We start from the raw sequence: 13,086 nt of genomic DNA on the forward strand, positions 1-13,086 counted from the left end.
AGATCACTGCATATGGTAATACTTATCAAGAACGCTTCGTGAACACTGGTTAATGGGTGGGAGCGTATGAGCCTAGACCTCAAGGTACTATACGAGGACGAGGAGCTCGTGGTGATGAAGGCTCCGACGGACGAGGAGCTGGTGGAGCTTGTCTACAAGTTCATAAGGAGCAAGGGCCGGCCGGTAACATGGAAGGAGCTGCGCGAGGCCTTCAGCGGCATAGCGGGCGAGGACAGGCTGCGGAGGGCGCTCAGTAGGCTCAAGATGCGCGGTGACATAGTGGAGCTGCGGGGAGGCCGCTACGGTACACCAGACATGCCGGGCGTCAGGGAGGAGATCGAGGAGAGGAAGCGCAGGAGAATGCTGCGCGAGGCCATGAGTCTCGAGTGGAGGCTCTATGGGCCGCCGGGTAGGCCCAGGAGGCGCTCCGGCCAGGCCGTTCATGAGCAGGCCGATCAGACCAACTAGCCGCGCGGTAGCCTCGAAGTACCGGCCTACGGTAAGCGCTGAGGGGGCTTGAGCTTTTTCTCCCCTCTATACCTCAATGTGTAAAATTCTCCACCCTGGGGCGCTACCGCCTTGCCTCAGAGGAGGCAGAGGTCCACATCGCCATCTGAGGTCATACTCCTCGCCAGGCCAAAGAAGCCTGTAGTCTTCCGCGCCGAGGTAAAGGAGGGTATCGTGATACTACGCGGCGAGGACGGCTCGGTCGCTGTCGTCCCGGAGGAGGAGGTTTGCGGGCTGGTGGAGAGGTTGAACCTGATAGTAGAGGGCTTCTCTTGTGGGAAGCGCGCCGGTTAGGGCAGGCAGATAAGCGTGGCGGGCGAGAAGCTCACGCGTAAGGGTGAAAAACCCGGACTGCAGGGCCCGGGGCTTGAAGAGCCCTGATGCGAGTAGGGTCTCCGCCGTGTAGGTGGATTCAGGGGTGTCAGCGATGGAGGCCGTCGGTAGGGAGGTTAGACAGACCGGTACCGCGCAGGAAGACTTCATAGTGGGCAAACACGTCTATGGCAACCTCTACGGTGTAGCCCGGGAAAAACTGTGGGACGAGGAGGGCCTAAAGCGTATTGTAGTCGAGGCTGCCAGGGTTGCTAACATGCATCTAGTCGACCTCAAGTCCTGGAAGTTCAGCGGCTACCATGGCGGCGTCTCCGTTATAGCTCTCGTGCTCGAGAGCCATATAGCCATACATACGTGGCCTGATTATGGCTATGCTACTGTAGACGTCTACACCTGCGGCGCCAACAGTGATCCCTGGAAGGCATTCAACTACATAGTGTCGAGCCTAAGGCCTAGGCACTACATAGTGCACTACGCGGATCGGAGCAGTATACCCGGGGCTACAGGGGAGCACGGGTAGCTAGAGAGAACCTGCGGTGCCTAGGCTTCGCAGCAGTATCGGCTGTCCGGCCCTCCTACGCCCCCTTCTCGGCCGGGCGTATTGCCGGCATACACCCGAGTTTATGGGCTGGGCGGAACCGGCAATAGGATAGAAGCCTCGGCCAGGGCCGTGGCGTCTTCATTGCAGGGCTGCTCGTTGAAACACGGCTCCTCATCGGGCCTTGGATAGCCTATGTCACTCAAGCCCCGCCTTCCGGGAAAAGTCCATTATACTCATTGTTAGGAGCTTCCCGCTTTTAACGCGGAACACTATATCGTTCTCGGTGAGTATAGCCTCCTCCGCCTCCTCGTCGATGTCTCCAAAGTGTATGTAGAGTATGTCGCTCTGTCTGTCATACTCTATCCATACTCTCTCGATGTCTTCGATGCAGTACCTCCTCTTCCTCGGCTCTTCCAGCTCCACTACGCCTCCCCTGGCTGCATAGCAGCCTGCCGAGGATAATGAAGCTCACTGCCACAGCAGCCAGGGCCGCCAGCACGGGCTCGGGGCTGGCTAGCATTCCCCCCTGCCCAGGTAGGCCCTAAGGAGGTCGCGCTCCGTGATTATAGCTCTAGCTAGCCTCTCGCCGTCCAGCAGCAGGAGGGCCCTCTCGTTGACTGAGAGGATTAGCTCGGCTACGTCAGACACCACGGCTGCCTCATAGTCTAGGACCGGCGCGGGGGCTGAACGGCTTGCAAGGGGCTCGAGGAGCGTGTCCTCGGACGGGCGCCGGGCTATAGCCATGAGTATGGACGTCATGGTAGCCAGATAGTACTCCTCGTCCACGTTAAGCGGAAGCCTCCTAAACCCCTTCTCGTACATATAGCCGAGAGCCTCTATCAGGGGCTCGCTTGGATCACCCATGACCAGGCTGTGGGTGGCATAGCACCGGGCGGGCTCGTTGCTCCCCAGCAGCTGCATAGCGTAGTCCAGCTCGGTGTAGGCCGAGATGAAGCGGCCGGACTCGTCGACTACAGGGAGAAAGCCTATCCCCCTCTGTATCATGATCTCCGCCGCCTCCCTTGGGCCCATCCTCTCCGCCACGTATGGAGGCTTATTGGCCACCTCGTAGACACTTGTCTCCAGCGCCGCCTTGAAATTGAACCTCTCCACAGCGCCGGCATCCTCAAAGACGTCCAGCAGGTGCCGTGCCAGATCCTTCACGGATACTACGCCTATGAGTAGGCCCTCGTCATCCACAACGGCTGCGTGGCTTATCCCACGGGTGCCGAGAAGCCGGATAGCCTTAGCAACCGTGGCGTCTGGCTCAATGGTCTCGTAGAAGCGTAGCAGCAGGGCTGACGGCACCCGGGTCTACTGGGAGGTGCGCGGCAGGCTGCTTAGAACCCTTTTTCTCCCTTAGCCCTCCCACGCTACCCTCCGGCCCAGCCCCGGGGAGGCGGCCCCGGGCTGTGGAGTGGAAGGGTGTCCATGCCGTGGAGGAGGCCATACGCGCCCACATAACAGAGGGGGATGGATACGTAGATATCCAGCTCTACGTGAAGCCCGATTCCTCCTTCACCGGGCTGAGGATGGAGGCCGGGGAGCTAGTATTCTACACCGAGGAGCCCCCGGTGCAGGGCCGCGCCAACGCTAGCCTCGTAAGGTTCTTCTCAAGGCTCTTCGGGGTCTCGAGCTCGATGGTGGATATAGTCTATGGGGCCAGGAGCCGGACCAAGCGGATACGCATCAAGGGGGTTACAGCCGACCAGGTGCTTGAGAAGCTGATAGAAGCGCTCCGGGAGAGCGAGAAGCGCTAGAGCCTACTTTACCCTAGCATGCAGCCAGGCTCCGCGCCTGGGTGCAGGGTGTTTTGCCCGACCAGCCCTCGAGGAGGGTGTACGAGGCCGCTCCCCAGAGGCTTCTCGCCCGTGCCGTGGCTGAAGCGCTGGAAAGGCAGGGTGCCAGCCTCTCCGAGGAGGAGAGGAGGCAGATAGAGTACACCGTGGCAGAGTCGCCCAACCCCGAGCTAGGGGACTACGGGATCCCGCTGGCTAGGTATGCAAGACGCTACCGCGCCGACATATCTAGGCTCTTTGAGGACGCCTTAAGCATACTCGCCGAGGAGCCGATTGTGTCCGAAGCCAAGCGTGCCGGGGCCTACCTGAACATCACCCTGAACGCGGTGGAGGCCGCCCGCCTGGTCTTCGACGCGGCTAGGCGGGAGGGCTTCGGGTACGGCCGCGTCAAGACGGATAAACCCATGAGGATAGTGGTGGAGCATACAAGCGCCAACCCTGTACACCCCCTCCACATAGGCCACGCGAGGAACGCTAGCCTCGGGGACACCCTGGCCAGGCTCCTCCGCGCCCGCGGCCACGTGGTGCAGACGCGCTTCTACATAAACGACATGGGCCGCCAGGTGGCGGTGCTGGCCTACGGCTACATCGCCGCAGGCCTCGGCGAGCCGCCCGAGGGGGTTAAGCCAGACCACTGGATAGGCCTCGTCTACGCCATAACGCATACGCTCGCGGATATAGAGGAGCTGAAGAAGAGGTTAGAGCGGCTCAGAAAGGAGGAGAGGTACGAGGAGTACCGCCAGCTCCTCCGCGAGCTCGACGAGCTGGTTGCAGACGCATCGAGGCTGAGGGAGCGGGACCCAGCCCTATTTGAGAGGATAGCCAAGGCCCTACAGGGCAGGAACCCCGAGGAGGAGATATCGGGGCTAATGCAGGACTACGAGTACCGCCGAGGCCCCGAGAAGGTAGAGAAGATCCGCCGAGTAGTGAATCTCTGCCTCCAGGGGTTCCGGGAGACACTCGGAAGGCTCGGCATAGTCATAGACAAGTGGGACTGGGAGAGCGAGCTGGCCTGGACAAGCATGGTCTCCAAGATACTCGAGCAGGCCCGCCGCAGCCCCTACGCCACAGTGCACAAGGGAGCCCTCGCACTCAACCTCCAGCCCCTCCTAAAGGACCCAGTGGTGCGCAAGCACCTGGGCGTACCCGAGAGCTACGAGGTGCCCCCGCTAATCCTCCAGAGGAGTGACGGCACCACACTCTACACCACGAGGGACATAGCATACAGCATAAAGAAGTTCAGGGAGTTCAACGCGGACAAGGTATTCAACGTGATAGCGGCTGAGCAGAGGCTCGAACAGCTACAGGTGAGGCTGGCGCTCATAGCCCTAGGCTACCGCCGCGAAGGCCTAAACATGATCCACTACACGTACGAGATGGTGAATCTCCCGGGGCAGAAGATGAGCGGCCGCCGGGGCCGCTACATAACCCTTGACGAGCTGCTAGACCAGGCCGTCGAGATGGCGCGGAGAGAGGTGGAGAAGAGAAGCCCAGACCTCCCCGAGGACGAGAAGAAGAGGATAGCAGAGGCGGTTGGTACGGCAGCGGTACGCTACACCCTCGTCTCAGTGTCAGCCTCTAAGCCCATGACCTTCAGCATAGAGGAGGCCCTCAACTTCGAGAGGAACAGCGCCCCCTACGTCCTCTACACACACGCCCGTGCGTCAAGCATACTGGCGAAGGCGAGAGAGCGCGGAATAAGCCTAGACTGGGACAGCATAGACTACACAGCTGCAGAGGAGAACCAGCTACGCCGCAGCCTCGTGCTGCAGGCGCTAATCTACCCCTACATATTCGCCAAGGCCGCTGACGAGCAGCGTCCAGAGCTCATAGTAGCCTACCTAAACAGGCTGGCAGACACGTTCAACAAGTGGTATACGAGCGGCGACAGCGCGGTAAACGAGCCTGATCCCGGCAAGAGGGTGTTCAAGCTAGCCCTGGTATACACGGTGAAACAGATACTGGCCAACGCCCTAGACCTGCTAGGCATAAAGGCAGTAGAGAGGATGTAAGATACACCCCGGCACCCCCGGGGGGAGGCGGGCCCGTAGCCTAGCCAGGATAGGGCGCCGGCCTTCGGAGCCGGTAGTCCGGGGTTCAAATCCCCGCGGGCCCGCCACCACACACAGACCCCTAGGGGCGTCCACATGACGGCTTTTGGAGATGCTGTTACTGCGCGGGGTCCGGGGCAGCGAGATAGGGCAATGAGGCTCACGGTTACCGACAATCCTTGGCCTCACCTTGGCCTTATGGGAAGGTGGATGCTTAGCCTCCAGCGTCTTCGGCAGGCATCCAGGTTCTGGCGAACGGCGTAGAAGCCCCGGGCAGCTGATAAATGGCGAGGCGAGGAAAAAGGTGGGAGCAGAGACGGGCTATGCGACTTGAGAGGCTCCCGGTGGCCGGGGGGTTAGTTGGCGCAGGCTACGGCTTGCGTGATCTCCACCATCTCTTTAGGCTGCTCTACCTGGGGCTCCCTCCTCTCCTCAGCTATCTTCTTCTGACTCTTGTTCTCCTGCTTTTTCTTCAGCTCCTCTAGTATTAGGTCGTACTCGTACTCATACTCGAAGCACATGAGCTCCACCTGCCTATTGTATGTGGTGTGCTTTCGAGGGCTGTGCGTATACGCTGTATTATTGTCGCCTTATTAGTACTACTGCCCGCATAACGTGGGACTGTCTTGCCTATTCGCGGGTCGCTGGGAGACCCCGGCTGCTGACTGAACATGAGGAGTATACAGAAGTCCTAAAGGCTCGGTATGGCGTGGTGTGGTCGTTAGGCTTTCTTTACTTTAATTGGTGCCGAATATCTGTGGCGCAATCATTAATTTGCGTAGATGATGCACTATATCTAAACGACAAATTAAGGTAGAATGACGTGGTGGCCTGTCGTGGGGCAGATAGGAAGGCTCATTCCTGTTGCAGGGGTGGTTCTGCTTATAGTGGCTATAGGCATATCGTCGCTGCACGCCAGCTCCATGAGTAATGGCGCCCCTAGGCTGGAGTGCATACAGTGCCACGTGGGTGCAGACAAGCACCCTGCCGGCTTCATAGTCGAGGGGCTTCCGAAGCAGTATGAGCCCGGCAAGACGTACAAGATAACGATAAGGATAACTGAAGGGCCCGACTGCAGCGGCGGCGTGGCCTGCGGCGGTTTCGCTGTAGAGGTGACAGGCGGCCAGCTAATAGTCGTTGATAGTGAGAACACATTCCTGGCAACACTACCCACCGGGGAGAAGATGCTAACCCACACAAAGGCCGGCTCTATGAAGCGGGAATGGACGTTTGAGTGGAAGGCCCCGGAGAAACCAGCTCCTGTAACCTTCAAGATATCCGTCCTAGCCGCCAACGGCGATGGCAGCTTCAACGGCGATGCATACGCCCACAAGGATATAACTATACAGCCCTCCACTGTCGGTGGGGCGCCAGCCCCCACAGTCACCGCTACGAAGCCTCCAGCAAGTACTACAGCGGCTACAACCACTAGCGTGGTAACCGAAACCACTACTAAGACTGTGGTTACCACCACCCCGGTGGGTACCAAGAAGGAGCATAACGCAGCCCTAGCGGCTGGCGTTGCAGCAATAATATTCATAGTAGTCGTGGCCGGCTACCTGGCCGCTGTCAGGAGGTAGGGCTTCCAGGGAAATCCCTGGGAAGCAGTGCAGCTTAGGCAGCCCAGGAACAGCTCCCGGGACCCCCCGCCCCGTTTTAGGCATAGTTGTAACACACTTCCTCAACGCAGTTTAAACCCTGTCGGTTAGGCCGTTAAGCAGCCCCGGAGGGACTCTAGAGGTTCTAGAGACCAACCCCTAAAGCTAGACCCTGGCTTCCATGCGGCTGCAAGTTCCCTGGTGTGGAGGATAAAGGGCTATGGGGGAGGGGCCCGGCAGCAGTGTGGAAGTGGCCTGCACTGGAGGCCTTGTATCCGATAAGTGTACCACCAGTATAGATGTACAAGTCTCCGATACCCGGGCTCTGCTGGAGGCCCTAGAGAGCATATGGTCCAGGGACCCGGAGCGCCCGGTGCTCCTGGTTACACCTTCCTTTAGGGGCTTCGACGCGCTTCTCGAAGAGCTTGAGGAGATGAGTAGAAACCCCTTCCTCGTGGAGGCTACTGGCGTACCGGAGACAATCCTCACGGGGCTCTCGGTCGAGGAGCTGATAGACTACTGGATTGGTATGCTCCGCTTAACCATGCGTGAAAGGGTGAGCGCTAGGAGGAGAAGCCCCAGGGTGTCCCGCAGGGAGCTACTCCGCCGCCTCTTCCTCGTGCCCCCGAGGTACGTGATCCTGCCGAGAGCCCGTTCTACCAGCGTCGCCTGCGGCGGCATCTGCCCCTTTGAGGCCCTCGGGGAGGGTAGGCTGGACGAGGATAAGTGTGAAGGATGCATGCTCTGCACGTGGCTCTGTCCCGGCGGTTTCGAGCCCCCGAGCTGGGCTGGGCCTTCAAGCCTCCTCTACGCCTATCGGTTCATAGACAAGTATGGGCTTGACGGGATCCTCTTCATATGCCGTAGGATGCTCGGGGCCCTTGACACGGCAGCGGTCGAGGCCAGCCCGGCCAGGCTAGCTCCCTTCCATATACCCTGTGTCAGCTGGCTCAATCCAAGGCTTCTCCAGGCGCTGGCAAGGCTAGGTGTATACGTGCACGTGTACGCTGGAGAGGAGGCTTGTAGCGGATGCAGGCTGGAGAAAGCGGTAACTAGGGCCCTGGAAGCTCTCAAGGAGGCAGGCGTCACTATTGCCACCAACCTGGCGTCAGCTGGCTCGGCAGCGTTCACGGGCTATACGAGGCCACGGAGGAGCCTGGAGGAGGTAGCGGGCATCCTCGCCTCCGAGCTGGAGCGGCAGCGGAGAGCACTCTAGCCGGCAGGGCTGGCCGTGGAGTGGAGCCCCGTCGAGATCCTTATGGACTCTATGCCGGCCTCCTTCAGCGGTATAAGCTTCGAGGCCTTCTCCACAGCGGCGACGCACTCGCGGCTCGGCTCCCCCTGGCTACCAGGCATGCAATAAACCAGCAGCTTGCTGCCACGCCTCTCCAGGTGGACCAGGTGGGGCTCCCCGGGCCCGAGAGCCTCTACCAGCGCTAGCAGCCGGGCCGCACCGGTCTGCAACAGGCTCACATAGTCCCTCAGCACCTCAAGTGCTCTCTTCTCCGGCCTGCCTAACACTGCCAGGAGCCGCTCCTCGCCTATGGCGTCGAGCCTCGCCTCCAGCAGCTTCCGCGGCTCTCCGGGACCCTCGGCCAGGAAGTGGAGTAGCCCTGCTAGCTGCGCCTCGCGGCCAGCGTTGAGGGCTGCCAGCCAGGACACATGCTCGCCGTAGTGGAGCCTCCCCCTTCCATACTCGTAGTTGGCGGCGAGTGATAGCAGTATGGAGAGCTTCTTAGCTGCCTCAGCGCCGCCTCCGAGAGCGTTAATCGACGCGTATATCCCCATGAGCCCCGTTACCCCCTGTACGCCGACCCGCGGCTCCTCTCCATAGAGCCGTGCCAGCAGCCGGGCGGCTCTTCTCAGAGCCTCCTCCGGGCCTAGGGAGTCCTTGTACACCATGTGGGCCGCTAATGCCAGGAGGCAGGTGTCTGGCTTGTCGCCGCACACCACGACGCCCGGCTCCCCCTCGAGGAGGAGTGCTGCTGCTAGAAGGCCTACGTAGTCCGCCCTACCGGCCTCTATGGTTTCCGCCAGGGCGTCGTACCCGAGGAACACGTAGTCTCCATACATATCTGCGTAGAAATCGTCTAGAAGCACTATCTTGCGGCCAGGCTCGAGCACCTCGTCGAGCCCAGGCCCGCGTATGAGAATATGCTGTCTATATTCCACGGTATCCGGCACAGCTTACACCCTTGCGGCTCTTTCCCATACTCTCCTACTATTCTCGGCCGTGAATACCCTGGAGCCCGAAACTCTATGGGCTACGCTAAAATACATGTTTGATAGGGTGAATATTCATGTGGAGTCTAAAAGTAATCCGCAAGAGCCCTATCCTGCAACTAATTGGGGTGTCATAAATTGCCGGATGAGACGCGTAGAGACGTGATCAAGGCCATAGCGCTGGGCGCAGCACTGGCGGCCGTGGGCGGCGTCGCAGTCTACTACGGCACTGGCAAGGAGAAGACGATCTACGAGAAAGTGACTAAGACACTCACAGAAACACTAACCAAGACCGTCACTGGTACAGCCCCTGGCACAACAACCGCCGGGGGAGCACAGGCTAAGCCCAAGCTAGCTGCCGTCCCCATAGGCCCCTGCAGATTCTGTGGTACCGGCTGCGGTGTGCAGGCTCAAGTTATACTCGACCCCCAGACCGGCATGGCAAAGGACATAATAGCCCTCATGGGCATACCCACCTACCCCGTCAACCGTGGAGCTCTGTGCACTAAGGCGTTCTACATACACAAAGCCATAGGCCGTGGCGGCAACAAGCAGGCCTATGAGGAGAGGCTCAAGAAGCCTCTAGTTATCAAGGACTGGATAATACCTGGGAAGAACAGGCCTCCTATAAAGCCCGAGGAGATACCCGAGGCCCCGCGCGTCAGGAACAGGCAGGTGAGCAAGAACTATGATGCGAGGCTAACCACTGTAGAGCACATAAGAAAGAACTACGTTGAAGTGGATTGGGACACGGCGGTAAAGTTCTTCACAGCAGTGTTCAAGTATGTACTCCAGAAGTATGGGCCTCACAGCTTCGCCTACTACGGCAGCGGCCAGCTCGGCACAGAGGAGAGCTATGTTATAAACAAGCTCACCAAGGGGGGCATACACACCAACAACCTTGATGGAAACCCGCGTATGTGCATGGTCAGCGCGGTGGGAGGCTACATAACTAGCTACGGCGCCGACGAGCCCGAGGTAAGCTACGACTATATCGACATACCCGAGCCCGACACCGGTGTTCACGCAGACACGTTCCTTCTAATAGGCACTAACACCGCCGAGGCCCACCCCATAGTATTCGGTCGCATAGCCCAGGTCAAGCAGAAGAACCCAGACAAGGTCAAGGTGATACTAGCCGACCCTCGTAAGACCAGAAGCGGCAGCATAGCAGACCTATGGCTCCCTCTACGCTGGAGCATGGATGTCGCGTTCCTCCACACACTAGCTCACATAGTAGCGTTTGAGCTAGATAAATGCAGAGTAGTAGATGTCGGCGCTGGTAAGGTTGAGTGCAGTGGCAAGTACATAGACTTGAAGTGGTTGAAGCGCCACGCCGATTTCGCCATACCGGTGGACACGGCTAAGACATGGGCACTGAAAAGCTACAACACTAGGTACAACAATCTCGGGGGCCTCAACAAGGTATGGGATATGGGCACAACGGCCAGCAGCGCCGCCAACTATAAGCTATACCCAAGCATAGGTAAGGAGTACAGGAGCGAGGACGAGATAGAGAGGGACTGGTGGAGGGGTTTCGCCCTCTACTTGAAGTTCCTCGAGCTTTACAAGCCCGAGATAATGGTTAAGATACTCTTTGGCGATGAGAAGCCGCTAATTAACAGGAAGACTGCCGAGAAGCTGATAAAGACCGGCGAGCTCAGCCCCAGTAAGGTAAACATGTCCAGCAACACACCCTTTGTCGAAATAGACCCGCTTGAGGCTATGAGGCTCGCCGCGAAGTGGATGGCTGAGGGCCGCCTACTAGTATTCTGGACAATGGGCATAAACCAGAAGATACAGGGAGTCCACGCCGTAAACGCTATCATAAACTTCCTAGCCCTTACGGGCAAGATAGGTAAGTGGGGCTCCGGCTCCTTCAGCCTTACCGGCCAGCCCAACGCTTGTGGAGGCATCCGCGACCAGGGCGGCCTAGCCCACGTCCTGCCCTACGGCAGGCTAATAGCGAAGAAGGCTGCCAGAGAAGAGGTAGAGAACATCTGGAAGAAACTCACCGAGGACTACCTGAGAGAGCGCGGCTACCCGCCGGACTTGATCAAGAAGGAGGTTTCAAAGGTCTACATACACCCAGTGCCCGGCCCGCACGTTGTAGAGATGTTCCGCCGTGTCAACGCCGGTCAGCTGAAGGTTGTCTGGATTGCAGAGACCAATCCTGGCCAGAGCCTCCCGAATGTATACAAGTTCCGCGCTGGCATGGCGAAGCCTCATGACGATGACCCGGCGTTCCCGTTCATAGTAGTCAGCGACATCTACCCGACCAGGACAACCGACGTGGCCGACCTGGTGCTGCCCGCTGCGGCATGGGGCGAGAAGGAGTTCAAGTATGGCTGTAGCGAGCGCCGCTATAGCATAGCAAGGTACACCGTGCCGCCTCCCGGCGAGGCGGTAGGCGACCACATAATCTTCGCGATGCTCGGCAAGGCCTGGGAGGACGAGGGCCTAGTACCCAAGGGCATTGTCAGCGGCTTCTTCCCCGAGGACGTCGATAAGGCTGCCAAGGCTGCCGGCAAGAGCTGGATACAGTACGTAGTGGAGAAGAGCAAGGACAAGAAGTGGCAGGAGGAGTTCCTAAACAGGCTGTGGGATCGCGACATACTGAGCCTCGCGAAGAACACCTACTACGACTTTAGCTACGTGAAGCGCGAGCTGTTCAGGAAGCTGATAAGCGGGTTCCGCTGGCCATGGCCCGAGCAGTATGCTACCAACCCGAGCGTGAAGATGCGCTATGACAAGTACCACTCAGCCGGCAGGTACGTGCATCCATACGACCCACTGATGCCGGATCCCGAGGTGATAAAGAAGATATACAACGATATAAAGGGCATGAATGATCCCAATCAGATAGCAGCATACATAGAGAAGCTTGACCCCAATATTGTGCACCCGATACACAAGAAGAAGTGGCTGGGCGAGCTATCCCACAATCCCGTGCTAATGAAGTGGGTGCTCAAACACATAGTGGAGGAGATAGATGATCTAGACTACAAGAAGGTCAGCATGGAGCCCGCCAACTGGTACGTGGTCTTCTACGCTAAGCCTACCGGCAGAATGACCATCTGGGCCAGGCCCTGGCTACCAGTGAAGATGGACCACCAGACGGGCGAGGTTAAGATAAATAAGACCGTTATAATAACCTGGGAGCAGCTGGATGCCGACGCAGCGTTCAAGGGCAAGATATCAGTGTTCGCGGAGCCCAAGGGCCCGTTCAAGATTGTAGAGAAGCATACAGCAGTGCCTGCCAGCGGTGACCCCGAGAAAGGCCTCCAGGTGCTAGCCGCTAAGAGCTGGAGCGAAGCACTGAAGACCAACTACGGCGACGTGGAGGCGATATTCGAGATAGCGCTAGCGCCGGCCGAGGCGCCCGGGTTCACACTGAAGTACCGGCTAGACAATGGCCAGGTGCTCACGGTGAGGGATGCCAAGGGCTACCAGATGGTGGCCACAACTGGCCGTGTAATAGAGCACTGGCACACCTGCACCATGACCTGCCGCGTGCCCGAGCTGAGACGCGTCAAACCTGCCGCATACGTGGAGATACGCAGGGAGCTCGCAGAGAAGCTGGGCATAAAGGATGGCGACTGGGTCACTGTGGAGAGCCCGCGTGGAAAGGTAACGCTGAAGGCCGTAGTGCTAGACCCGAAGACGGGCCTCGGCGGCCCGAGAATGGACTACATGTTCATACCATGGTTCGACGAGAACAAGCTAGCTAATGCGCTGACGCTGGACAACTATGATGTGCAGCCATACTTCTTCCAGCCAGACTTCAAGACGTGCGCTGCTAAGGTCAGGAAGGCTACGCCCGACGAGATACCGAAGAGCGAGAAGGAGCAGACATCGAAACCCAAGTACAGCATAAGGTTCTAGCATCCCCCATGCCGGCCCTCCCCTTCACCGTTATTTTTAAATATCATGCAGTTCCGGGTGGACACCCCTTGCTGCCATTATCGCTTCAAGCTCTACAGCCGCCCAGCATGAATAACCCGACTACCTCCACACATTGCCAGGCTCGTGCA

At 58.8% G+C, this 13,086-nt stretch carries 12 protein-coding genes and 1 tRNA gene; 9 read left to right on the plus strand and 4 right to left on the minus strand.

Features of this window, described 5'->3' with window-relative positions; genetic code table 11:
- Positions 1-66 precede the first annotated feature (66 nt).
- From ACZ42Y_RS05350 to speD, 3 genes are all read left to right on the plus strand, one after another.
- Positions 67-468 carry a hypothetical protein gene (locus tag ACZ42Y_RS05350; protein WP_464735222.1) on the plus strand — a complete coding sequence of 134 codons (402 nt, stop codon included), beginning with the start codon at positions 67-69 and terminating at the stop codon, positions 466-468.
- A 111-nt stretch (positions 469-579) separates the two neighbouring features.
- Positions 580-801 (plus strand): hypothetical protein, encoded by a 222-nt coding sequence (locus tag ACZ42Y_RS05355; RefSeq protein WP_058370928.1) that lies wholly within the window; start codon positions 580-582, stop codon positions 799-801.
- Between the two features lie 133 nt (positions 802-934).
- Positions 935-1,360, plus strand: coding sequence for an adenosylmethionine decarboxylase (speD, locus tag ACZ42Y_RS05360; RefSeq protein WP_058370927.1), 426 nt, complete (start codon positions 935-937; stop codon positions 1,358-1,360).
- Between the two features lie 216 nt (positions 1,361-1,576).
- Here speD and ACZ42Y_RS05365 read toward each other — a convergent pair whose 3' ends face one another.
- Positions 1,577-1,804 carry a DUF2283 domain-containing protein gene (locus ACZ42Y_RS05365; RefSeq protein WP_058370926.1) on the minus strand — a complete coding sequence of 76 codons (228 nt, stop codon included), beginning with the start codon at positions 1,802-1,804 and terminating at the stop codon, positions 1,577-1,579.
- A 90-nt stretch (positions 1,805-1,894) separates the two neighbouring features.
- Positions 1,895-2,689 (minus strand): CBS domain-containing protein, encoded by a 795-nt coding sequence (locus ACZ42Y_RS05370; RefSeq protein ID WP_058370925.1) that lies wholly within the window; start codon positions 2,687-2,689, stop codon positions 1,895-1,897.
- Between the two features lie 104 nt (positions 2,690-2,793).
- On the opposite strand from ACZ42Y_RS05370, the gene ACZ42Y_RS05375 reads away from it, so the two are divergent.
- The 3 genes from ACZ42Y_RS05375 to ACZ42Y_RS05385 all read left to right on the plus strand — a co-directional run bounded on the left by ACZ42Y_RS05375 (position 2,794) and on the right by ACZ42Y_RS05385 (position 5,299).
- Positions 2,794-3,141, plus strand: a complete 348-nt coding sequence (locus tag ACZ42Y_RS05375) for a DUF167 domain-containing protein (protein WP_464735223.1) — start codon at positions 2,794-2,796, stop codon at positions 3,139-3,141.
- A 53-nt stretch (positions 3,142-3,194) separates the two neighbouring features.
- A complete protein-coding gene (locus ACZ42Y_RS05380; RefSeq protein ID WP_464735224.1) occupies positions 3,195-5,192 on the plus strand; it encodes an arginine--tRNA ligase in 1,998 nt (665 codons plus the stop codon).
- A gap of 29 nt (positions 5,193-5,221) precedes the next feature.
- Positions 5,222-5,299, plus strand: a tRNA-Arg gene (locus tag ACZ42Y_RS05385).
- A 288-nt stretch (positions 5,300-5,587) separates the two neighbouring features.
- Here the strand turns inward: ACZ42Y_RS05385 and ACZ42Y_RS05390 are convergent.
- Positions 5,588-5,752, minus strand: a complete 165-nt coding sequence (locus ACZ42Y_RS05390) for a hypothetical protein (protein ID WP_464735225.1) — start codon at positions 5,750-5,752, stop codon at positions 5,588-5,590.
- Between the two features lie 351 nt (positions 5,753-6,103).
- Between ACZ42Y_RS05390 and ACZ42Y_RS05395 the strand changes: the two genes are divergently transcribed.
- Positions 6,104-6,811: a choice-of-anchor V domain-containing protein gene (locus ACZ42Y_RS05395; protein ID WP_464735226.1), complete on the plus strand. Its 708-nt coding sequence runs from the start codon at positions 6,104-6,106 to the stop codon at positions 6,809-6,811.
- Positions 6,812-7,049: 238 nt separating this feature from the next.
- Positions 7,050-8,045 carry an ATP-binding protein gene (locus ACZ42Y_RS05400; protein ID WP_464735227.1) on the plus strand — a complete coding sequence of 332 codons (996 nt, stop codon included), beginning with the start codon at positions 7,050-7,052 and terminating at the stop codon, positions 8,043-8,045.
- Here ACZ42Y_RS05400 and ACZ42Y_RS05405 read toward each other — a convergent pair.
- The gene (locus ACZ42Y_RS05405; protein ID WP_464735228.1) at positions 8,042-9,013 is read right to left on the minus strand and encodes a hypothetical protein; all 972 of its coding nucleotides are present in this window, start codon (positions 9,011-9,013) and stop codon (positions 8,042-8,044) included. The two genes, ACZ42Y_RS05400 and ACZ42Y_RS05405, sit on opposite strands and share 4 nt — an antisense overlap.
- Positions 9,014-9,190: 177 nt before the next feature.
- Between ACZ42Y_RS05405 and ACZ42Y_RS05410 the strand changes: the two genes are divergently transcribed.
- The gene (locus ACZ42Y_RS05410) at positions 9,191-12,937 is read left to right on the plus strand and encodes a molybdopterin oxidoreductase family protein (protein ID WP_464735229.1); all 3,747 of its coding nucleotides are present in this window, start codon (positions 9,191-9,193) and stop codon (positions 12,935-12,937) included.
- The last annotated feature ends 149 nt before the right edge of the window (positions 12,938-13,086 follow it).

It is taken from the genome of Pyrodictium brockii (assembly GCF_055379715.1).

Bases quoted from the DNA above. Each gene is read 5' to 3' on its own strand.
- ACZ42Y_RS05390 (WP_464735225.1), bottom strand. From the start codon at position 5,752: ATGTGCTTCGAGTATGAGTACGAGTACGACCTAATACTAGAGGAGCTG.
- speD (WP_058370927.1), top strand. From the start codon at position 935: ATGGAGGCCGTCGGTAGGGAGGTTAGACAGACCGGTACCGCGCAGGAA.
- ACZ42Y_RS05400 (WP_464735227.1), top strand. From the start codon at position 7,050: ATGGGGGAGGGGCCCGGCAGCAGTGTGGAAGTGGCCTGCACTGGAGGC.
- ACZ42Y_RS05350 (WP_464735222.1), top strand. From the start codon at position 67: ATGAGCCTAGACCTCAAGGTACTATACGAGGACGAGGAGCTCGTGGTG.